Annotated in this window: 7 protein-coding genes; all 7 read left to right on the top strand. The window is 37.6% G+C overall.

Translation table 11 applies throughout. The annotated features are described in order from the left end of the window. The first annotated feature begins 82 nt into the window (after positions 1–82). Positions 83–4,324 carry a hypothetical protein gene (locus tag Q0845_RS19970; protein WP_298516988.1) on the top strand — a complete coding sequence of 1,414 codons (4,242 nt, stop codon included), beginning with the start codon at positions 83–85 and terminating at the stop codon, positions 4,322–4,324. A 261-nt stretch (positions 4,325–4,585) separates the two neighbouring features. Further along, positions 4,586–8,806, top strand: coding sequence for a hypothetical protein (locus Q0845_RS19965; protein WP_298516986.1), 4,221 nt, complete (start codon positions 4,586–4,588; stop codon positions 8,804–8,806). A gap of 100 nt (positions 8,807–8,906) precedes the next feature. Then, positions 8,907–11,378, top strand: coding sequence for a hypothetical protein (locus Q0845_RS19960; RefSeq protein ID WP_298516984.1), 2,472 nt, complete (start codon positions 8,907–8,909; stop codon positions 11,376–11,378). Positions 11,379–11,387: 9 nt separating this feature from the next. Beyond that, positions 11,388–14,198 (top strand): T9SS type A sorting domain-containing protein, encoded by a 2,811-nt coding sequence (locus Q0845_RS19955; RefSeq protein WP_298516982.1) that lies wholly within the window; start codon positions 11,388–11,390, stop codon positions 14,196–14,198. Between the two features lie 56 nt (positions 14,199–14,254). Next, a complete protein-coding gene (locus Q0845_RS19950; protein WP_298516981.1) occupies positions 14,255–18,202 on the top strand; it encodes a hypothetical protein in 3,948 nt (1,315 codons plus the stop codon). Between the two features lie 80 nt (positions 18,203–18,282). Beyond that, on the top strand, positions 18,283–22,491 hold the full coding sequence (locus Q0845_RS19945; RefSeq protein WP_298516979.1) for a M60 family peptidase N-terminal accessory domain-containing protein: 4,209 nt from the start codon (positions 18,283–18,285) through the stop codon (positions 22,489–22,491). 383 nt (positions 22,492–22,874) lie between these two features. Further along, on the top strand, positions 22,875–26,216 hold the full coding sequence (locus Q0845_RS19940; RefSeq protein ID WP_298516977.1) for a hypothetical protein: 3,342 nt from the start codon (positions 22,875–22,877) through the stop codon (positions 26,214–26,216). Positions 26,217–26,265 lie beyond the last annotated feature (49 nt).

The following is a 26,265-nucleotide window of genomic DNA, read 5'->3' as shown; positions in this document are numbered from 1 at the left end:
AATAATAAAAGATCATAATAAAATAGGGTATATAAATTTTTTGCTGTCACTACATTAACAACAAGAAATTCATTCAACCATTATGAAAAAAATTACCCTACTAATTATGGCACTGCTATTCTGTGTCATAACCTATGCACAGAATTTTAACTATCAAGCGGTAGTACGTGACGCAACCGGAACTCCAGCAACAAACCAATCGATGACTGTATTGGTGCGGATTATTGCAGGCGGACCTTCAGGAAGTGTGCTGTATAATGAAGTACACACTGTAACTTCCAATGCACAAGGAGTCATTACATTTCCTGTTGGAGGTGGAACATCAGGAGCTAACTTTCAAGCAATAGATTGGAGTACGCAAAATCACTGGATCGACATTCAAGTAGATCTAGCAGGTGGAGCGAACTACACACAAATAGGAACTTCAAGACTACAATTTGTACCGTATGCTATGTACGCTATAAATAGTACAAATTCAACAAATGCAGGTCCATTCAATTATACTAGTGGTGTAGTAAGTAATGCCAATGGTAATGTCCTTACAGATGATTTTGTATTTGGATCAACACAACTAGATGCCAATGGCGGAATAGGAAGCGATTTTAATAGACGCATGTTTTTTGATAAAAGTAAGGCTGCATTTAGAGCAGGAAAAACGGATGGAGATAAATGGGATGATGCTAATGTAGGTTTATATTCTGCTGCTTTTGGTGAAAATGCATTAGCAAGCGGAACTAATACTTTTGCTATGGGACGAAATGCCAATGCAACAGGAAATGAGGCTTTCGCTTTTGGAATTAATGCAGGAGGTTTTGCAGATTATGCTAGAGGATTTGGTCCTAATGCCAGAGCTAATGGAGTGAATTCAACAGCAATAGGAAGACAGTTAAATGCAAATTCAATGGCAGAAATTCAATTAGGACAATACAGTAACTTTGTATCTGGTTCTACAGATACTTGGGTTGCTACTGATAGACTTTTTGTAATTGGTAATGGACAAGAAGACATAAACCTAGCTTTAAATAGCGATGCGTTAGTAATGCTTAAAAATGGAAATACAACCTTAAATGGACAGTTAACCTTAGATGGTGATAATGAAGGAGCAGGAAGAGCTTTTACGCTTCCAGCACAAGACGGAACACTAAACCAAATCATGCAAACCGATGGAGCAGGAAATGTTTCTTGGGTAACTCCAGCAGCAGATGCGATACCAAACGGAGGAACGAATGGCTTTGTATTGAGTACAAACGGATCAGGAGTGTTATCGTGGGTAACTAATGACGATGCAGATTCAGATCCAACAAACGAAATTGAATTACCTGTTCAAACAGGTGAAGCTGGCAAATTCTTAACAACAGACGGAACTGCCGTAGCTTGGCAAGATGTTCCCAATGAATTACCAACTGGCGGAACTAACGGTCAAGTATTAGTAACAGATGGTTCAGGAGTATACTCTTGGGCAAATCAAACAGCAACAGCATCGTTTATTACAACAGGAAACGTAACAAGCAATGCAAACGGAGATACAACTACAGATGATTTCGTATTCGGAAGTACGCAAATAGATGATATTCCAGGAATCGCAGACAATAACAGAATTGTATTTGATAAAAGTAATGCAGGAGCTTTTAGAGCGGGTAGTGCTTTTAATACAAACCGATTCAACCAAGATCAAATGGGAGCAGGTTCTGTAGCTTTTGGTGTCAATAACTTAGCTTCAGGAACGTATGCGGCTTCTACAGGATCGTTAAATATTGTGTCAGGATACGCTGGATATGCACATGGAGAAAGAAATACAGTTTCTTCTAGTCATGGAGTGGCAACAGGATCAGATAACACAATTACAGGAAGCTTCGCCAGCGCACATGGTAGAAATTTAACTGCTGAAAGTTTACTACAAACTACTTTTGGAACCTTCAATACACCAGTAACAGGAAATGCTAGCACCTTTGTAGCAACCGATCGTTTATTTGTGATTGGTAATGGTTCGGCTGATTTTGATGGAGTGAATGCTTCTGATGCTTTCGTGATGCTAAAAAATGGTAATACAACCTTAAATGGTACCTTAACTATTGATGGTGATAATCAAGAAATAGAACGTGGGTATACCTTGCCAGCACAAGATGGTAACACAAATCAAGTAATGACGACAGATGGCGCTGGAAATGTATCTTGGGCAGATGCTGCAGGAGGAGGTTCTGGAGCATTCATGACAACAGCAAATATAACGAGCAATGCTAATGGAGATACGGCTACAGACGACTTTGTATTTGGAAGTTCACAATTAGGAGATGTTACTACAGCTACAAATGATGATAGTCGCATGTTTTTTGATAAAAGTAAACAAGCTTTTAGAGCAGGTGGCGCAAGTAATTCACAATGGGACGATGCAAATGTAGGAGGCAATTCTATAGTGCTTGGAAATAATTCTATGGCAAGTAACACGAGTTCTGTATCTATAGGAGAAGGTAATGTTGCTAGTGGAGCGTCTGCGATGACAGCTGGTACAAATTTAACAGCAGAATCATATGGACAGACATCTATTGGAACTTATAATACACGAGTAACAGGAGATGCAACTCAATTTGTTGAAACAGATCGTTTATTTGTTATCGGTAATGGTACAAATCCAGATGAAGCGTTCAGAGCTGCAGGATTTAGTGATGCTTTAGTCATGTTAAAAAATGGGAACACAACGCTAAATGGTCAATTAACGATTGATGGAGATAATACAGGTTCAGGAAATTCATATACGTTGCCTGCGCAAGATGGTACTGCAAATCAAATAATGAGTACTAATGGTTCTGGAGCAGTGTCTTGGATTGATGCGCCTACAGGAGGAGGAGCTACACTTCCAGTAGGAGGAACTAATGGATATGTGCTTTCTACAGATGGTTCAGGGAACTATACATGGGTTACCAATAATGATTTAGATGCCGATCCAACCAATGAAATTGAATTACCTGCGCAAACAGGAGAATCTGGTAAATTTTTAACGACAGATGGAACGGCAGTAAGTTGGCAAGATGTACCTGCCGAATTACCAACAGGCGGAACCAACGGACAAATATTAAGTACAGATGGTTCTGGAGTATACACATGGATAAATGACGCTACAGGTACAAGTGCTTTTTCAACTGCATCAAATGTTACGAGCAATGCAACCGGAACAATTGCTACGGACGATTTTGTTTTTGGTAGTACACAATTAGATAACGATACGAATACGACAAATGATGATAACAGGATGTTTTTTGACAAAAGTAAAGCAGCATTTCGTGCAGGAGAAGTGGAGGCGGATGAATGGGATAATATAAATGTAGGAACAAATTCAGCTTCTTTAGGGATCAACAATATTTCTTCTGGTGCAGCATCTTTTACTGCTGGAGATGAAAACCAGGCTACCCAATTTGCTACTGTAGCTTTGGGAGTAGCTAGTAGAGCTACAGGGTCAAGTTCTGTGGCTATTGGTAGCAATTCAAAAGCAGAAAGTAGAGGGCAAATTTCTTTAGGAGTCAATAATACAGCTGTTACAGGAGATGCTTTTACGCATATATCAACGGATCGTTTATTTGTCGTTGGTAATGGAATCACAGCAACAGCAAGCGACGCATTAGTAATGCTTAAAAACGGAAATACAACCTTAAACGGTCAATTAACAATTGATGGAGACAATCAAGGAGCAGGAACATCGTATACCTTACCAGCACAAGATGGAACAGTAAACCAAGTAATGACTACTGATGGAGCTGGAAATGTTGCTTGGGCGGCAGTTGCAGCTGGAACAACGCTTCCTAGTGGAGGAACTGATGGACAATTATTAAAAACAGATGGTTCAGGAAATTATGCTTGGGTAACGGATGCCGTAAACGATGCCGATAGCGATCCATTGAATGAAATTGAATTACCTGTTGGTGGAACTAACGGACAAGTATTACAAACAGACGGTTCTGGTGGCTATACTTGGACAGACAATACAGTAGCGCCAGGTGCTTATACTGCTGCTACAATGGCGAGTGGTTGGGCATATTATAACACATCATTTTCAGTAACAAATTTTCAAGATCCACGATACAGAAAAGTAAACAATGTAGTAACCTTAGAAGGATTATGTAATAAAAGTTCTGCTATTAATAATGCAGATGTTATCATGACACTTCCAGTTGGTTTTAGACCAACAAAAACAAGGATTTTTTCAGTGGAAACAGAAAATGGTGCTGCTCGTGTAGATGTAAATCCAAACGGAACTGTAATTATTGCTACTGGTTTTAACGTGGTTCAAAATTGGGTATCTCTCGATGGTCTAACATTCAGTATTGATTAATTAGAAATAATATAAAAACCGCCTTAAAAAGAGGCTGTCTGAAAAGTCAAATTTTCGTCAAATCTAACTTGATTAGGATTCTCACCACAATTTAGAAATCAGTAGTGTGAGATTCTGAATCAAGTTCAGTATGACGTTTTTGAAAACTTTTTAGAGGGTCTCTTTTTTTATGAAAACGAGTCGGGTTAAAAAAATCTGTAAAAAAATAGGGTATATAAATTTTTTGCTGTCACTACATAAACAACAAGAAATATCAGTATTATGAAAAAAATTACCCTACTTATCATGACATTATTGTTTTGTGCTTTGGGTTATGCGCAAAATTTTAATTATCAAGCGGTTGTGCGTGATGCCGCTGGAAGCCCAGCAACAAATCAGTCAATGACTGTATTAGTAAGAATTATTGCAGGCGGTCCTTCTGGAAGCGTACTGTATAACGAAGTCCACACCGTAACTTCTAATGCACAAGGAGTGATTACATTTCCAGTTGGAGACGGAACATCAGGAGCTAATTTTCAAGCAATCGATTGGAGTACGCAAAACCACTGGATTGATATTCAAGTAGATCTTGCAGGCGGAAGTAACTATACACAAGTAGGAACTTCTAAACTACAATTTGTACCCTATGCAATGTATGCGCTAAATAGTGCCGAAGCTGGAAATGCAGGAATCTTTTCAAAAACAGGAACTGTAGTAAGCAATGGAAACGGAAACAACCTAACAGACGATTTTGTATTTGGATCTCATCAATTAGACAATAACGGTTCCTTTAATGCAGCCTTTGGAAATAGAATGTTTTACGATAAAAGTAAAGCCGCTTTTAGAGCAGGATACACACAAACAACTCAATGGGATGAAGCAAATGTAGGAGATTACTCTGTAGGTTTTGGTGAAGGTGGAGTTGCTAGCGGACGCAACTCTTTTTCTATGGGTCGTAACGCCAATGCAACAGGAAATGAGGCTTTTGCCTTCGGGTTAAATGCAGGAGGCTTTGCAGATTATGCAAGAGGTTTTGGATTAAATGCACGTGCATATGGTATAAATTCTACAGCAATTGGGCGACAATTAAACGCAAACTCGATGGCAGAAATCCAATTAGGACAATATAGTAACTTTGTTTCTGGTTCAACCGATACATGGGTGCCAACCGATCGTTTATTTGTCATTGGTAATGGGCAAGAAGACATCAACTTAGCATTAAACAGTGATGCTTTAGTAATGCTTAAAAACGGTAATACAACCTTAAATGGTCAATTAACCTTAGATGGTGATAATGAAGGAGCCGGAAGAGCTTTTACGTTGCCAGCACAAGATGGAACGGTAAATCAAATTATGCAAACAGATGGATCTGGAAATGTTGCATGGGTAACACCAGCAGCTTCTGCCATTCCAAATGGAGGAACTAATGGATATGTATTGTCTACAGATGGTTCAGGAGCATTATCATGGATAACGAATGATGATTTAGATGCCGATCCAACCAACGAAATTGAATTGCCTGTTCAAACAGGTGAAGCAGGTAAATTTTTAACTACAGACGGAACTGCTGTCGCTTGGCAAGATGTTCCAAACGAATTACCAACTGGCGGATCTATGGGACAAATATTAAGCACAGATGGTTCAGGAGTATATTCTTGGGTAAACCAAACAGCAGCAGCATCTTTCACAACAACAAGCAATGTAACGAGTAATACAAATGGAACGATCGCAACGGATGATTTCGTTTTTGGTAGTTCGCAATTAGACAATCTTACAGGAGCAGATGACAACTCTAGAATGTTCTTTGATAAAAGCAAAGGAGCATTCAGAGCAGGAAACGAAGTAGATGGTTTTGGAGGTTTTGATGATGCCAATGTAGGACCTTTTACTGTTGGATTTGGACAGCGAAATGTCGCTTCAGGTTGGTACGCTTCTACACTAGGAGGACAACGAAATGTTTCTTCAGGATTTTATAGTATGACGATGGGAGATAATAATATTGCTTCGGGTAATTACGCTGTAGCATTAGGTAGAAACACAAACGCTTCAGGAACAGAATCAATTGCTTTAGGATATGCCATTACTGCAGAGTCTAGAGGTCAAACAACACTTGGGCAATTCAACACGGCTGTGGCTGGTAATGCAAATGCGCATGTGCCAACCGATCGTTTATTAGTAGTAGGTAATGGAACTTCTGATTTTGAAGGAATAAATAGCTCTGACGCATTAGTAATATTAAAAAATGGAAACACAACCATAAACGGTACATTAACTATTGATGGTGATAATCAAGAAATGGAACCGGGATATACCTTACCAGCACAAGACGGTAATGCTAACCAAGTAATGACTACAGACGGTTCAGGAAATGTATCTTGGGCAGATGCTTCAGGAGGAGCAACATTACCTGCAGGAGGAACTAATGGACAAATATTAAGTACAGATGGAAACGGCGTATATAGTTGGGTAAACGATGCAACAGGAACTAGCGCGTTTTCAACTACAGCAAATGTAACAAGCAATGCCAATGGAGACACTGTTAATGATGACTTCCTTTTTGGTAGTGCTCAAGTGGCAAGTGTTTCTGGTACAGATGATGACAGTAGAATCTTTTTTGATAAAAGTAGAGCTGCGTTTAGAGCTGGTCAAGTTACAGGGCTTCAATGGAGTGAAGGAAATACTGGATTTCAATCTGCTGCATTCGGAAGTAATAATGTAGCTTCTGGATCTGCTACATTTGCGGCAGGTATATCTAATGTCGTTTCAGGATATGGAGCTTCAGTTTTAGGAGACAGTAATACAGTAACGGGGAACGGAGCACTAGCTTCTGGTATCCGATTAACTTCAGAATCATTTGTTCAACATACTATTGGTCAGTGGAATACTGTACACGGAGGAACACCTGATGCTTCAGGTTGGATTAATACAGATCGTTTATTTGTAATTGGTAATGGTACTACGGGTTCAAGCAGAAGTGATGCTTTAGTAATGTTGAAGAATGGAAATACAACTTTAAATGGTCAATTAACAATAGATGCCGACAATCAAGGTGCTGGAACTGGATACACATTACCAGGACAAGATGGTACTGCAAATCAAATACTAAGTACAGATGGATCAGGAAGTGCTTCTTGGGTAGATGCTCCAATGGCAGCAATGTCTGCGTTTTCTACAACAGCAAACGTTACTAGCAATGCAAACGGAACAATTGCTACAGACGATTTTGTATTTGGATCTACACAATTGGCAAACGATACAGGAACAACTGATGATGACAGAAGAGTATTTTTTGATAAAAGTAAAGGAGCATTTAGAGCTGGAATTGCAGAAATAAACGAATGGGACGATGCTAGTGTTGGAGAATTTTCTATTGCATTAGGAAGAAGACCATTTGCTGAAGGTAGTGCTTCTATAGCTTTAGGTACATTTTCTTCTGCTATAGGAGATGAATCGGTAGCTATAGGTCATGCAGCTTCTACTTATGGCTTGCGTTCTACGTCCATAGGTTATAGGGTACTTGCACAATCAAAAGAACAAATTACTATAGGAACATATAATACATTAGTCGCAGGGGATTTGAATAATTGGGTTAGTACAGATAGACTTTTTGTTATAGGTAATGGTGATGCAGATAATGGTACTGCGCCAAGGAGTGATGCTTTAGTAATGCTTAAAAATGGAAATACCACTTTAAATGGTCAATTAACAATAGATGGTGACAACCAAGGAGTAGGAACAGCATATACCTTACCTGCACAAGATGGTACTGCTAATCAAGTGATGACTACAGATGGAGCAGGAAATGTTGCTTGGGCAGCAGTTGCTACGGGAGCCATGCTTCCTAGTGGAGGAACTGACGGACAATTATTAAAAACAGATGGCTCAGGAAATTATGCTTGGGTAACAGATGCCGTAAACGATGCAGATAGCGATCCAACAAATGAAATCGAATTACCTTCACAATCAGGAGAATCAGGGAAATTCTTAACCACTGATGGAACAAATCCTAGTTGGACAAATACCGTAGAAGCTACTAGTGTAAAAATACCAAGTTTACCAGCGTTCAATGTAACGTCTAACGCTACAGCTTATACTAGTGCAGGAGAAAAAGAAGTAGGCAATTGGAATAGTTCCGTAAATACTGATCTCTTTAATGATGGAAGCCATTTAAATCTTACAAATGGACGTTTTACAGCTCCAGTAGATGGATTGTATTTCTTCTCAGCACAAGTACGAATCGATGCAATTAACGGCGCTTCTGGTTCTGTATATTCACGTTTAATGATTGTGAAAAATGGTAACAAGCAAGGATTTAGAAACGGTTTACATTCAATTAGAAATGCGGATGCAGGAACCGCTAATTGGGACACACAACATGTAAGTGGAATTTTAAAATTAAGTGCTGGAGATTATGTGTCTGTATTTGTAGAATCTACAGGAGATACAAGCTTTACACTTCAAGTAGAATCTGGCTTCAACGGATATTTAGTAAATAAACTTTAATTAATTCGCAAATAATGACAACTCCCTGTATTTGATACTTTTCAAGCAGGGAGTTTTCTAGGTAAACAGCAACAACAATCATATAATACCCTCAAACCAAATGAAAAAAATTACGCTACTTCTATTTTTTATGGTAGGTGTTCTGAGTATTTCGCATGCTCAAAATTTTAATTATCAAGCAGCAGTCAGAGATAATACAGGAGCTTTAGTAAATAACCAATCTATTGGAGTTCAAATCAAGTTACTACAAGGAAGTGCTGCAGGAAATACAATCTACACAGAAACACATACAACAACGAGTAATGCACAAGGTATTATTAATCTGGTTATTGGATCAGGAACAACTACAGATACTTTTAGTTCTATAAATTGGAGCGCACAAAACTATTGGTTAGAAACTGCTGTAGATATTACTGGCGGATCAACCTATGTTATCATTGGAAGCTCACAACTAATGAGCGTACCGTATGCAAATCATGCAACGACAAGTGCAGATAAAGCACTCTCAACAACAGCTAACGTTACTAGCAATGCGCCTGGGACAATTGCTACAGACGATTTTGTTTTTGGAAGTACACAATTAGCAGATGACATAAATACGACAGATGATAATACAAGAATGTTCTTTGATAAAAGTAAAGGAGCATTCAGAGCTGGGTTTGCTGAAGGTGTTGAATGGGACGACTCCAACGTTGGACTTAGATCCATTGCTTTTGGAACTAAAAATACTGTAAGCGGCTTTCAATCTTTTGCTATGGGAACCCAAAACACGGTTTCTGGACCAACCTCTGCAACTTTTGGAGCTAATAATAATATCACAGGAATTGCCACTTTCTCTACAGGAGAAAATTTAACAGCTGAAGCTAGAAGTCAAGTTACTATTGGATATTTAAATACTGCAGAAGCAGGAAATGCATTAATAAAAGTTCCTACAGATCGTTTACTTGTTATAGGAAATGGATTTGATGAAACGAGCAGAAGTGATGCTTTAGTGATGCTTAAAAATGGAAACACTACTCTAAATGGTCAGTTAACCATAGATGGGGACAATCAAGGAGCAGGAAGATCTTATACATTACCAGCACAAGATGGAACTGCAAATCAAATACTAACAACAGATGGATCGGGTGCAACTTCTTGGGTAAATGCTCCAACGGTACCAGTGAATACTTTTTCTACGACAGCAAATGTAACCAGTAATGCAAACGGAACGGTAAGTACAGATGACTTTGTATTTGGAAGTATACGATTAAATGATGATGGAATAGATAATTCAGGCGATGAATCAAGATTGTTTTTTGATAAAAGTAAAGGCGCTTTTAGAGCAGGATCGGCAGCACAAAGTGATGGTTATGCAGGTGGCTGGGATACAAATACCGTAGGAGACTATTCAGTAGCTTTCGGTTGTGGTTCTATTGCTAGCAATATAGGAGCTGCGGCAGTAGGTAGTTACAATGTCGCAAACGGAGAAAATGCTTTTGCGGCAGGATATAACAACCTTGCATCAAGACCTTCTTCTATAGCATTAGGTACAAACAATAGTGTTTCTGGAACGTATGCTGTAGGATTAGGTGTTGGCTCACAAGCAACAAGTTTTGCACAGCAAACTATAGGAATGTATAGCGAAGGTTTTGCGTCTACTAGCCATAACATATATGTAGCAACAGATCCTTTATTTGTCATAGGTAATGGTAGTTCTGATATTACCAGAAGTAACGCCTTAGTCATGACTAAAAATGGAAATACGACTTTAAACGGTCAATTAACCATTGATGGAGATAATACAGGAGCAGGCGCTTCGTTTACATTGCCTTCTCAAGATGGAACAGCCAATCAAATTATGCAAACCAATGGTGCTGGTGCAGTTTCTTGGATAGATGTGCCAGTTTCTGGAACAACATTGCCAGCAGGAGGAAATAGTGGAGAAGTATTGCAAACTGACGGAAGTGGTAATTACACTTGGACAACCAAAAATGACGCTGATTCAGATCCAACGAATGAAATAGAATTACCAGCACAATCTGGACAAGCAGGAAAACTATTATCAACAAATGGAACAACGCCTTCTTGGACGTCAGATGTGCAAGCTACGAGCGTAACTACAAATGCACTGACCGTAAACAATTTACCAGCATTTTCAGCAGATTTAAATGGAACACTGAATCTTTCTGGGGCAGGAAGCTTTAGTATTGTATCAGGTTGGCGAACTTCTGATGCAGCCTTACCAGAATATTTATACGACAATGGAAATCATTTTAATGAAACTACAGGTGAGTTTACAGCGCCCGTAAATGGGTTCTATCACTTCAGTGCACAAATTCGTTTCGATGGTATTACAACAGGATGGATGCGATTGCTCTTTGGAGTCAACGGAACTACAAGTTTAGACAATGGTATGCACGCTATTATGGATGGAGAATCTGGAAATCGATTTGTAACACTGAACATTAGTGGAACGCTAAAATTGAATGCAAATGATACAGTTGCAGTAATTGTCAATTCTTCGGATGATACAACTTGGAGTATTGTTGGCGAAAGTGGTTTTAATGGATATTTAATAAGCAGATTCTAAACGGAAAAAATGACCTACACTCACAAAATAATAGCATGCGTTTTATGGATGCTAGCGTTAACTTCTTTTAGTTATGCGCAAGAACCAATGATGGTGCAAGACATCAATACAATCACAAACGGAGCGAGTCCAAAGGAATTTATTGAATATAATGGCGAACTCTACTTTAGTGCTTCTGATGGGATTCATGGAACTGAGCTTTGGAAATATGATGAAACCAATCCGCCACAAATGGTGATGGATATTAGGAACGGAACGAATGGTTCTAATCCTAAAGATTTAATTGTTGTAAATGGTATTTTATACTTTATAGCAAACGATGGTGTTCACGGAAATGAACTTTGGAAATACGACGGTACTTCAACAACGATGGTTGCAGACATCAATACGTCATACGATGATCCTAATATTAGAGATTTAGTAGACTTAAATGGTGTATTATGTTTTGCGGCTGATGATGGGGTACATGGAACTGAAATTTGGACGTACGATGGAGTGAATCCTCCTGTTATTCACGATTTTTATACGGGTTCATATTCAACATTTCCCCAAGAAGTAACAGTATACAATAATGAAATTCTTTTTAGCGGAAATCATCCTACGTTTGGAAACGAGCTATTAAAATTTGATGGAACAACAGTTTCACTAGTAAGCGATATTAATGTTGGGAGTAATAGTGGACCAAGTCAATTTACGATATTTCAAAACGAACTATACTTTAGAGCAGCTGGAAATGCTAACGATTTTGAATTATGGAAATATGATGGCACTTCAACAACCTTAGTTCAAGATATTCTTACAGGAACAACAGGTTCATTTCCAAGTGGATTAGTTGCAACAAATACACATTTATATTTTACTGCGGATGATGGTGTAAATGGTTATGAAATCATTCAGTACAACGGAACTTCATTTACAACTATAGATGTGAATCCTGGGAATGCAGGTTCTTATGTAAATAATTTGGTCGCATTAGGTTCGAATCTATTTTTTATATGGTCTGATGAATTGTATATGTACGATGGTGTAAACGTAACTTTACAAGACATTCGACCAGATGCAAATCCTGCATATCCTTCAGATTTCTATGTGTATAATGGTGCTTTATATTTTGCTGCAAACGACGGAATACACGCTTCTGAATTATGGGTTCATGACGGGACTAGTTTTTCTATGATTGAAGACATTCACATAAATGGCTATGGAAGTCCTCGAAATTTATATACGTGGAATGGACATTTGTATTTTGCTGCAAATGATGGAGTTCAAGGGGAAGAATTGTATGTGTACAATGGAACTCAAACTTCTCAAATTGCCGATATCAATGCAAACACAAACGGTTCTTCAGTAGCTAATTTGGCTGTATTCAATGATCATCTAATTTTTAAAGCAGATGATGGTATTCATGGTGAAGAACTGTGGTCGTTTGATGGAACGAATGCATCAATGTTAATGGACATCTATGTAGGTAGTAATAACAGTAGTCCAAGGTATTTTACTGAATATAACGGTGAATTATATTTCTCAGCTAGAACAGAAAATGAAGGTGCTGAATTATGGAAACTCGATGCAATGTTACAACCTACTCTAGCGCAAAATATTAATACAACTCCAGGGAATGGTTCCAACATTGATGGAATGATAGCATTCAACAACAAACTCATGATTATTGCAAACGATGGAATTCATGGCCCAGAACTATGGGAGTACGATGGTACAACTGCTTCTTTAGTAGCTGATATTAATACAAGTTACGGTTCATCACCTTTAAATTTGGTTGTTTTTAATAATGAATTAGTATTTATAGCAAATGATGGAATTCATGGAGCAGAACTATGGAAATACGATGGTGTAAATCCGCCAACAATGATTTCAGACCTAAACCCAGGCACTTTATCCAACTATATTTATACAATGCTTGAGTATGATAACAACTTATATTTTGCTGCTCAAGATGGTGTTCATGGTACTGAATTATGGAAATATAACGGAACAACACTTAGTTTAGTTCACGATATAAATAATGGTGCAAATTCATCGTATCCATCAAATTTAACGCTCTTTAATAATAAGCTGTTTTTCTCGGCAAGTAGAGTTAATTATGATACTGAATTATGGAGTTATGATGGTGTAAATCCTCCCGCTCTTGAATACGATATTCAACCCGGTGTAGAAGGTTCTGGCCCTGGAAGATTGACAGTTTTTAATAATGAATTAATCTTCAGAGCAAATGATGGTATAAATGGTAATGAACCATGGAAATATGATGGTGTAAATCCTCCAACAATGATCAAAGACATTCGCGTAGGTTCCAATTCATCAAACTCATCATCCTATATTGTATTAGGCAATAACTTATACATGAAAGCTACCGATTTAACTCATGGAGACGAATTGTGGCGCTATGACGGAACTGATCTTACGATGGTGTATGACATTAAACCAAGATACAATCAATCTTCAAACATTCAAAACATGTTGATTTGGGAAGATACACTCTACTTTACAGCTGATGACAATATGCATGGAACAGAACTCTGGATGTTACTAGGAAATACACTAAGTACGCCAGAATTCAGTACAAACAATGATGCTACAAATATCATTTTATACCCTAATCCAACTACGAGTTCTTTTCAAATAGCAAATATTTCTGAATCGAAACAAATATCCATTTACAATTTAAACGGACAAGAAATCTTGCACAAACCTGAATATGAAGGAGAAGAAATAGATGTATCAAGTTTTTCTAATGGGATATATATCGTCAAAATAGTAGGTAAAAAAACTATGGTGGTAAAACGCCTTATCAAACAATAAAACAACAATCTATCATATATAAATGGCTAACTAACCTAACGTAAACCCCAAGTAAAATGAAAAAAATTACATTTTGGATATGTATGCTTTCAAGTGTACTTCTATTGGCGCAATACAATCAGAATGCTCCTTGGATGAAGGAGTTGAATACGAAACAAAAACGAACTGGAAAAAAACCAACGTTCAAAGAAGTTCAGCAAGCTTTTGAAGCCTATTGGCTTACGCATGATAAAAATGAAAAAGGTAGCGGATACAAACCTTTCAAACGTTTTGAAAACATTTGGAGTTCTCGTGTAGATGAAAATGGATATCTACCATCAGCAGATGACAGGCAGAAAGCTTGGCAAGATAACCGAGCTTTTGTCAATACAAACAGAATGGCAGATGAAAGTAATTGGTATCCTATTGGTCCATATGATTATACACAAGCAAATGCGCAACCTGCTGGAATGGGACGTTTAAACTGTATTACTATCGATCCAAATAATAGTGATATATGGTATGTTGGAGCACCAGGAGGCGGATTGTGGAAAACGATGGATGCAGGAAGTACATGGACACCTTTGACAGATGATTTACCGCGTGTAAGTGTATCTGCTATTGCGGTAGATCATAACGATTCCAATACAATATACATCACTACAGGAGATGATGACGCTGTATATGTATACGCTTCATCAATTGGTGTATACAAATCTACCGATGGAGGAATTACTTGGTCAGCTACAGGGTTAGACACAAGTGCCATAAATGGAAGTAGAGCATTAAGTGAAATATTTATCGATCCAACAAACTCTAACAAATTAGTTTGTTCAGGGACAGATGGAGTATACACAACTACTGATGCAGGAGTGACTTGGACACAAACTCTAGCAGGAGAAAATATTCGTGATTTAAGGATAAAGCCTGGAGATGCACAAACGGTATATGCTGTAAGTCCAACTGCATTCTACAAATCTACCGATGGCGGAGTGAACTTTACGCAAATAACCAATGGTGTGCCTACCAATACACATCGTATGGTAATAGATGTGACACCAGCAAACGCAAATTATGTGTACCTATTTTCTGTAGATGAAACAAACAGAAGAGAACATGGTATTTACAGATCAACCAATAGTGGAGACAGCTTTAGTTTGCGAAATACTGACAGCTTTACACTCATTGGAAACTGGCAAGTTTGGTACAATATGGCAATAGGTGTATCAGACACGAATGCAGATGAGGTATATGTAGGAACAATGGACGTTTGGCGCTCTGCAAATGGAGGAACGACTTGGGATAAATTAAACCGTTGGGATCAGCTAACACCAGCGTATACACATGCGGATATTCATACGCTTCGAGCGCATAACGGACGTATGTTTTGTACGAGTGATGGAGGAATTTATTCTACGATAGACAATGGAGCTTCATTTCAAGATCATAGTACAGGTTTGCAAATTGGAGAATTTTTTAATGTAGCCATTGCACAAGGTAATATCAACAACATTTGTGGAGGATTACAAGACAATGGAGGTTTTGGTTTGGGAGTAAATGGTGATTGGAGAGGATATCACCCTGGAGATGGAATTAACTCCGTAATTGCTCCTACAGACGATGATACTTATTATGGTTTATTACAAGATGGAGATCGCTTGTATGTGTCTAATAGAGCTGACGGGTTTTTTACGACTGTGTTTAAACCTGGTAATGCAGGGACAGGAGTATTTGAAACACCGATGGCAACAGACGGCAATGGAGAAGTATATGCTGCTTGGGGTAACTTGTTTAGGTTAAATAAAACCACCTATGAATGGGATTTGGTTGGAGCGTTGCCAGGATATACAGACGAATTAATAGTTGCTCCTTCTGATCCAATGAGAATTGTTTCTTCTGGACATCAAAATCTACGGGTAAGTACTGATGGTGGTGTAACCTATGACTTTGATACCAATGTTGTAGGAAATGCAATTTCTGATATAGAAATACATGCAACAAATCCTGATATTATGTGGATTACTACCGATGGAGATTATGCAAATAAAGGGGTTTTCAAAACAATAGATGGAGGATATACATGGACAAATATTACAAGTAATTTACCTTCTGGAGAATTTCTAAATGCTATAGAATATCAAGCAGATCACCCTTTAAATCCAATTTTTGTTTCTACAGATTTAGGAGTGTACAGGCTGGATGATAGTAGTCCAAACTGGGAACCTTTCTTAATAAATCTTCCAAATGCAGATATCAGAGACATAGAAATTAACCTAGACGATCAATCGATCACGGCAGCAACTTATGGTCGTGGATTGTGGCGTTCTTCGATTCCAATTCAATTACTACAAAACGACGTAAGCCTACGAGCTATTACAAACCCTACAAGCGCTATTATAAACTGTGGAGATATTTCACCACAAATACAAGTGCGAAGTAATGGAATCAATGATATCACAGAGATAAATATCACGTATGGAGTTACTGGTGGCACAACTTATAACTACACATGGACTGGAATGTTACAATCTAATGAAGAAGCAACGATTAGTTTACCAACAATTAGTGTTGGCGCAGGGACATTTACACTAGATGTAAATGCTACAATCACAAATGATGGAAATACGGGAAACAATGTTCGCTCGCAAAACTTTAGTGTCAATGCTTCCGGAGATTTTAATATGACAAACTCTTTCGAAAATCAAGAAGATGAACTCATCATTGAAAATGGAGTTTGGCAACGAGGTATACCAAGTGGAGGAACTTTAAATAGCGTGGCTACAGGAACACAAGCCTACGCGACAAACTTATCAGGAGATTACCCAACAGATGTTGAAGCCTATTTAGTAACAAATTGTTATGATTTTACGCAAATCATAGATCCGGTTTTAAAATTTCAAATGGCATATATGCTAGAAACAGGATGGGATTGGGCAAATGTCCAATATTCCTTAAATGGAGGCCAAACTTGGGAGAATTTAGGAACTGTGAACAGTCAGCCAAATTGGTACAATAATAATGATGATGGAAATGGATACGGCTGTCCAGGATGCCCTGGCGGACAATGGACAGGTGCAAATACAACAATGACAGAATACGCGTATAACTTTACGGAAAATGCTTTGATTGGTGAAACCGATTTAACAAATGAAAATAATATCGTTTTTAGAATGCGATTGGTGTCAGATAGTGTCATTACAGAAGAAGGAATTGTGCTAGATGATTTTGTCGTAGAAGGAAAAGACCCTATTGAAGTAGCTCCTAAAGTATTGTTGCAAGGAGCTTCAATCAATCCAATTATGGGAGAAGAAAATCTAATGCGTGATGATTTACGTGTCGCAGATATGATCCCAATTCAAAGTCCTTATACTGATGGATTGACTTGTAGAGCAGAAGTGTTTGATGTCACGGGAATCAATGCGATTATTGATTGGGTTTGGGTAGAACTACGTGACGGTACAACAAATACGACTGTAATCGCAAGTCAATCCGCATTGCTACAACGCGATGGTGATGTTGTAAATACAGATGGAGTTTCAACCATCAGTTTTGTAGTTCCAGAAGGAAACTATCACATTGCTATAAAACATAGAAATCACTTAGGAATCATGACCAGTACAAATGTTGTCTTTTTGGAAGGACTTCCTACAACGGTTGACTTTACAGAAGCTGCAAATCAAAATGTTTTTGGATCAAACCCACAAACAACCTTTGGAATGCCTGCTGGAAAAGCGGGAATGTGGAGTGGAAATGTAAACGGAGATACCATAATTCAATATTCAGGAACCACACCAGATGCACCAAGTATCTTATCTGTCGTATTGAATGCTCCCGGAAACTTCTTAAACTTTCCAACCTATGTCATCAATGGATATAATACTCATGATGTAGACTTAGATGGAAAAACACAATATTCAGGGACAACTCCTGATACGCCGTATATCATACAAAATGTATTGGCGCATCCTGGAAACTTCTTGAATTTTAGTACCTATCAAATCATGGAGCAACTTCCAGAAAATTAACAGAACATTTACCCCAACCTAATTCTTAATGTAACATGAAGAAATACCTGCAAAAAAGAAAAATAATAGTGGCGCTAAATATGATTTTGATAGTTATCAATTCAGTTTGTGCGCAAGATATAAATTACCCATTTGAAGGAAACGTAAACGACATTGTAAATAATGTTCAAGGAACTTCTTTGATATGGCAAAATTCATCGGAGCTTCCTAATACACCTAATTATGTAACTACGCCTAGCGGAGGAGAAGGAATTAATTTAGCCATGAATGAATACATGCTGTTAGATAATACCTTTAATTCATCGATAACTAGTAATGATTCGTTTGAACTAGAAATTGATTTCCGTTATACGTATACAGGCACAGGTAATGGACGTAAACCTATTTATGGCTCAAAACCTACGGGCAATGCAAGTGCTGGATTAGTACTGAATGCTTTGAAGATAGACGCAACAACATTCAATATATTTTTAGGCATAGCTGATGGTAATTTTGATGAATCGATTTTTTTTAGAGTGAATACTTCACCCTTAAATACAAATGAAGAGATTAAGATAACTTTAAAGATAAATTATCAAGAAAGAACATGGTTTTTTAAAGCAAATGATGTGTATAATTTCGGTAATCTTTCTGAAGGCTTTAATATAGATGTCTTCAAAAATACGCTTCAAAATATTCCTGCATACGTTGGCTGGCAAGATAATCATGGTTCGGATATGGATTTTTACAATTTTGACGGAACAATGATTATAGATCAGTTTCAGTTACATGTTCCTGCGAGATCTGGTGATGCGAATGTATTAAGTACTGCATTGCAACAAATGACAGCTCATATTTTAGGAAATACCACGTTAACTCAAGCTCAAAAAGATGAATATACAAATGCTATCATAATTAATCATCAACAAAACTATACAAATTCTAAAATTGAAATAGATAATTATTTAGCAGCATTCGAAGCTAATCACGATCCGCTATTTATAAATCGAGCAGCAACTCCGGCATTGGCGAGTTTACCAAACGAAGATCGTATCGCATATTTTTTAATGCAAGATATTTTTGATAATGAATTTGTAGCAGGTAATATGCAAAATGTAGCGGGAATGAGTTTCAGGGAAGGAAACATCTATCCAGGACCTGTGAGTACTACGGCTCCTCGTAGCAATAATGCGCAAGTAGCTATAAATACCACATATCGTAACGATCCCGGAATACAACTTGTAGAAGGACACAGAGGAGTGCTAAGACCCACAGGATATTATGCTGCGCCAGGAGAACTCGTAACTGTAACGGTACCTTCAAATATGGTGAATCAAGGTGTTAAAATTATTTCGGGAGCTCATATAAGAGAGCCAAGTATTCTAGGGATGCAACGCTTTCAGCGCATTTCCAAATCAATAACTATTACAAGTGTCACAACACAAATAGCCAATCCTTTTGGTGGAGCTTTATACTTTAGAATTCCACAAGGTATGAATGGAAATTGGCAAACTGTAACGATAGATGGTGCTGTGAAGTCTCCTTATTTTAGAATGGTTTCTGGGCAACCGCAAAATGTAAGTGAATGGAATACTGATTTGAATAATGATTATGTGAAATGGGCAGACATTGAATCCGATACCATGATGTTTACACTTCCTACGAGTATGATAGGTACTATAGATATAACGGCTGTGATGTCAAAATGGAATGAAATGATGGATTTCATACACATGATAGCGGGAAGACCATCAGATCCCATTCGTTCAGAATATGTTCAAGTAGATTGTACGGGAGGAGTAGGGTCTGCGGGATACCCAAAACGCATGCATGAAAACACCTATGATCAAATACCACCATCTAGGTACTGGAGTCCATTGCGAATTTTAGAAGAAAACTTTGTAGAAACCAACCAAGGATTTATTTTTCATGAACTAGGTCATAATATGTTGTATCCAATTCCAAGAGGACATGCGGAGACTGTAGTGCAACTATATTCTATTCCAGCATATTATGTGCTTACAAATGATTTTGAACGTTCTATTCGTAATGCAGAGGACGAAACTTTTGGTAGAGATGCAGGAGCTATTGCTTGGATGATTACTCCAGAATTTAGGAATAATACAGAAATGTTGGAAGAACACGCAAAGTATCAAGTTCGAGGCGGACTTAAATGGATTGATATAGTTACTCTATTTAGTTGGGAAGATGTAGGTAAACTAAACAAATTTTTCTATGATAAATGGACCATGGAAGGTGGTTCTCCATTAGGAGATACGTATGTAACGTATGCTGAATATTTGCAAGCAGCTACAGAACGTATAAACGTAAACATGACGCCTTTATTAAACTTTTGGGGAATGATTCCCACAAGTGGAGAAGTTAATACCTATGCTGCCTACACTCAAAGTTGCGAAATTTATGATCGTTTGGTATATTATCGCAATCTAGTACCGCAAACACAAAGCGATTTTTCATCTTGGAAAGATCTTTTATTAGCCGAAGTAGACCCGTATCATCATGCAGAAATTAATGATATATATACAAATTATGATGCCCAAAATATAGGTGCTCAAATTATAGCTCAAATTGATTATTTATTAGCAACGTATTATCCCAACGGAGCTTGTCAAACATTTCAAAATGATGTCAGTTTACGTGCTATAAATAGTCCAAATGCTTCACAAACAATTTGCGGTGATATTTCACCTCAATTACAAGTTAGAAATAATGGAATAAATGACATTAGTGTAATCAATATTATGTATGGTGTTACAGGAGGCGAAACTCATAATTATGCATGGGATGGGATGTTACAATCTGATGAAGAAATAAGGATAAATCTGCCTTCAATTTCAGTAGGATCTGGAAATTTCACATTAAACGTTGAGGTGTCAATAGATAATGACGAAAATAATGCTAATGATAGCCTTTCACAAAACTTTAGCGCAAATACATCTGGGTATTTTAATGTGATAAATTCTTTTGAAAATGCTACGAATGACTTAATTGTTCAAAATGGTGTTTGGGAACGAGGCGTCCCTTCTGGGAATACATTAAATAACGCCGCAACAGGAACTCGGGTGTATGGTACCAATCTAAATGGAAATTATCCTGCAAATGCAAATGCAAGTTTACAATCAAATTGTTACGATTTTACACAGATTATTGATCCTGTACTTACATTTCAAATGGCATATAACTTAGAAGCAAATTGGGATTGGGCAAATGTACAATATTCAATAGATGGCGGACAAACATGGGAAAATTTAGGCACGGTAAATAGTCAGCCAAATTGGTATAATAGCAATAATGATGGTAATGGATATGGTTGTCCAGGCTGCCCGGGAGCACAATGGACTGGAGCAAACACAACGATGACGCAGTACGGATATGACTTTACAGAAAACGCTGCTTTGGGAGAAATGGATCTTACTGCGGAAGATAATATCATGTTTAGAATGACATTGCATTCTGATGATATAATAAACCGAGAAGGGATTGTAATTGATGATTTTGTAGTAGAAGGTAAAGAACCGATCGAAGTAAGTCCTAAAGTGTTCTTACAAGGAGCTGCTTTAAATCCTAATACTGGAGAAGAAACTTTAATGAGAGATGATCTTCGTGTGGAAAATATGATTCCTACACAAAGCCCGTATGTAGATAAATTAATATGTAGAACCGATGTTTTTGATACTATAGGAAATGATGCGATTGTGGATTGGGTCTGGATAGAATTGCGTGACAAAACCACAAATACAACGGTAATCGAAAGTCAATCCGCATTGCTACAACGCGATGGTGATATTGTAAATATAGATGGAATTTCAACAATCAGTTTTGTCGTTCCAGAAGGAGATTATAATGTCGCTATAAAACACCGTAATCACTTAGGAATTATGACCAATACAAGTGTTACATTTTTAGAAGGAGCGCCAACAATTGTCGATTTTACAGAAGCAGCCAGTCAAAATGCTTTCGGTTCTAATGCGCAAACAACCTTTGGAATGCCTGCTGGAAAAGCTGGAATGTGGAGTGGAAATGTAAACGGAGATAACATAATTCAATATTCTGGAACTATACCAGATACGCCAAGTATTTTATCTGAAGTACTAAACGATCCTGAAAACTTTTTAAACTTTCCAACATACATTGCAAATGGATATAGTACGTATGATGTAAACTTAGATGGGAAAACACAATATTCAGGAACAACTCCTGATACACCGTATATCATACAAAATGTATTGGCACATCCTAGCAATTTCTTGAATTTTAGCACCTATCAAATACAAGAACAATTGCCGTAAATTCAAATAAAATATTCAAAATACTGGAAAGATGTATTTAAGTTTATAAAGGTTAAGAACTAATTACGCTTTTTTATATTTTAAATCTTTACCGCTGCTTCAGTAGCAATTACAAATGACTTAGCAGCACCTTTAACGTTTCATAATATCCTTGCTGGAGATTAACATCGTAGTAAAACATCGCATTCTAGAAACTTACTCATTTTCAGCAACTACCGAGTGCAAATACAATTTTACCAGAAAACCAATTATAAATCAATCAATAGATATCATGGGTACATAAGTAGATTTTTTTTCAATAAAAAATAGGGTATAAATGAAAAAATAAGTCATAGGTATAGACAACAAAAGAATATTCATATTGATTTTAATTTTACCTACTCATGAAGAAAAATCTACTCATTTACCTTTTTTTAATGGTAAACATTTTCTCAGGCTATGCACAATGCGGACCCGGAGAAGACACAACAGCACCTGCATTTGGAAATGCTGGAGACGGAACCATGGCAAACCCGTTTAGAAACTTATTACTATCAACAGTTGGTAGTGTGCCAAGCGGAACCTATTACTTTAACTTTAATGGAAGTACTTTTCAGGGAGCTTTAGACAATGACACCGATGGTGGCGGTTGGCTTATGGTATTGAATTATGTGCATTTGGCTGGAGACAACACAGATCTTACTGTACGAAATACCGATCTTCCTTTATTAGGCTCTTCAACTTTAGGAGACAATGAAGCAGGAACTGCCAATTGGGGACACATGGGAAATGAACTAGCAGCAGCTATCGATTTTGAAGAAGTACGATTTTATGGAGAAACTACAGGACATACACGTATTGTTAACTTTAAAACCTCTTACATAAATGCCTTAAACTATCTCAAAACAGGTATAGGTTTTTTTGGAGGAATTAATAATCCTGCTAATTTTACAACACTTACAGGACACACCGCTAATATTCCTGCACTAGCAGGGAATTTTTTTGCAAGTCAAGGTGACAATGCATTAACAGAGTTTCCATTCTTTCGTAGTGGTCAAAATCACTGGGGAATTCGTGGTTTAGGAAATCGTTGGGAAGTAGATGATACACCTACTGCGGCAAGCCCAATAAACAGTCAAAGTACCATTCACCGTGTTTGGGTTCGTGGAGACCTTTCTCCTGCAGGAACACCAGCATTAAGTGTTACTTTAGACAACACAGGAAACGTGAGTGTAAGTCCAGCAGATTTTGGATATACCTTTACAGATAATTGTAGCGCAGAAGCTAATATAAACGTAAGTTTAAGTCAAACAGATTTTACCTGCGCAAATGTTGGAGATAATATGATCCAACTTACGGCTACCGATGAACAAAATAACAGTACAGTTATTGATGTAACGGTCACTGTTCTAGAAAGTCCGCCAGTAATAAATGCACCACCACCAGCTCCTTTTATGTTTATAAGTTTAGATGGTAATGGGGAGTTAATATTAGACTTAGCGACATTAAATACAACGGTTACAGACGATTGTGGTATTGCAAGTACAGTGATTAGTCCAGCAACGTTTGATTGTAGTAATACTGGATTTAATTCAGCAACTATTACGGTAACGGATGTAAATGGAAATGTATCAACTGCGGGCGTGTTTTTTATTCTTGAGGATCAAGTACCACCCGTAATACAATGTGTAGCTTCTTATACCGCAGAATTAGATGGAACAGGAAGTGTAACGCTAGATCCGAATAGTCTATTAACGAGTTTTACAGATAATTGTCAAACAGGAAATGTTACCTTAGATAAAACAGTATTTACTTGTGCAGATATTGGAGACAATTTAGTTACGGTAACAGCATCAGATGCAGAAGGTAATGAAACAACCTGTACCACAACAGTAACGATAACAATACCACCATGTCCTGGGAATTTAACTTTACAAGCCGAACCAGATGCTTGTGGTGTTACGTATAATTATCCTTGTGCGAGTAACATTACTGCAGGACCACCAAGCGGTACATTTTTAGCTGTAGGAACCACCACAACATTTGCGTATGATACTTTAGACAATACAGGTGGTACCGTTTCTTGTAGTTATGATGTCACTGTAGTAGATAACGACGGGCCTGCTTTCGAGACACAAAATATAACACTTGATATTACGACGGATGGAGCTGTTTCGCTAACAGCGGAAGATTTTTTAGGGCTAGACCTATTAGCAAATGACTACACTGTAGATCAAACAGGAACATTCAACAGAGAAGATATCTCAACTACAGGTACAGAAGTCATATTGGAAGATGATGAAGTTTCTTTTGCATTGCCAATTGGGTTTGAATTTGCATTTTATGGCAATCTTTACAACAATTTTCACATTTCATCGAACGGTTTTATCACTTTTACAGCTATAAATGATAACGGATTCTATGAAGGGCAATTGTTACCAGATACTAATGAACCAAATAATTTAATTGCTTTCGATTGGGATGATTATGATCCAGAGTCAGGCGGAACTATTCGTTACGAAACTATTGGTACGGCACCAAACCGTATTTTAATTATGGATTTTGATACCGTATTACATATTGATTATATTGATAATACAGACGCAACTACGACACAAGTGAAACTCTTTGAAGGAACCAATCGTATTGAAATTCATGCAGCTAATATTCCAGATTTAGGCTATAATAAAACTCAAGGTCTTGAAAATATAGACGGAACAGCAGCCATTATTGTTCCAGGACGTAATGCAGCTCAATGGTCAGCTTCAAATGAAGTGGTTGCTTTTGTGCCAGTAACAGGAGAAGTTACAGATTCATGCGGCGTAGACACTTTTGTAGCTTCGCAAACCACTTTTGACTGTTCTAATATAGGAGAAAATACAGTAACGCTCACGGCTACTGATACCAATGGAAATGTTACAGAAAAAACAGCAACTGTAACCATCACAGATACAAATGATTTCTGCTCAATTGTGTTGGTATCTCCAAAAGTATTCTTGCAAGGAGCTGCTTTAAATCCTACTATGGGAGAAGAAACGCTAATGCGAGATGATTTACGAAGTAATAGCTTACTTCCATTAACAAGTCCGTACAGCGATAGTGCAACAACAATAAGTACAGTATTTGATGTTACAGGAAATGATGCTATTGTCGATTGGATTTGGGTTGAATTACGTGATGCAACGGATAATACCATCGTCATAAAAGGAACATCAGCCTTATTACAACGCGATGGTGACGTAGTAAGTGCTGTAGATGGAATTTCTCCTGTAACGATCTCTCAAGCATCTCCCGATATGTATTATGTGCTCATAAAACACAGAAATCACTTAGGAATTATGACAGCAGCTACCGTTGCATTATCAGAAATGACAGAAATAGTGGATTTCACCAACAGTAACAATCAAATCACTTTTGGAACCAATGCGCAAACTACCTTTGGTATGCCAGCTAATATTGTGGGAATGTGGAGCGGAAATGCAAATGGCGATATGGCAATTCAATATTCAGGAACAACACCTGATGTGCCAGGGATTTTATCAAATGTATTAAATGATCCTGGAAACTTCTTAAACTTCCCAACATTTGTAGTAGTCGGATACAATATGAATGATGTAAATATGGATGGAAGCACACAGTATTCAGGAACAACGCCAGATACACCTTTCGTTCTACAAAATGTATTAGCGCATCCTGGAAACTTCTTAAACTTTAGTACGTATCAAATTCAAGAACAACTACCATAAGTTTTATAAGACTAGTTAGAAAAAGTGCACCCTATTTTATTTCAACAAA

Source organism: uncultured Kordia sp. (genome assembly GCF_947489565.1).
GTDB lineage: Bacteria > Bacteroidota > Bacteroidia > Flavobacteriales > Flavobacteriaceae > Kordia.
This window is presented reverse-complemented; position numbering and strand designations above follow the sequence as displayed.

Excerpts from the sequence above, each read along its gene's own strand:
- Q0845_RS19955 (WP_298516982.1), top strand. The coding sequence starts at position 11,388 with ATGACCTACACTCACAAAATAATAGCATGCGTTTTATGGATGCTAGCG.
- Q0845_RS19945 (WP_298516979.1), top strand. The coding sequence starts at position 18,283 with ATGATTTTGATAGTTATCAATTCAGTTTGTGCGCAAGATATAAATTAC.
- Q0845_RS19965 (WP_298516986.1), top strand. The coding sequence starts at position 4,586 with ATGAAAAAAATTACCCTACTTATCATGACATTATTGTTTTGTGCTTTG.
- Q0845_RS19940 (WP_298516977.1), top strand. The coding sequence starts at position 22,875 with ATGAAGAAAAATCTACTCATTTACCTTTTTTTAATGGTAAACATTTTC.
- Q0845_RS19960 (WP_298516984.1), top strand. The coding sequence starts at position 8,907 with ATGAAAAAAATTACGCTACTTCTATTTTTTATGGTAGGTGTTCTGAGT.
- Q0845_RS19970 (WP_298516988.1), top strand. The coding sequence starts at position 83 with ATGAAAAAAATTACCCTACTAATTATGGCACTGCTATTCTGTGTCATA.
- Q0845_RS19950 (WP_298516981.1), top strand. The coding sequence starts at position 14,255 with ATGAAAAAAATTACATTTTGGATATGTATGCTTTCAAGTGTACTTCTA.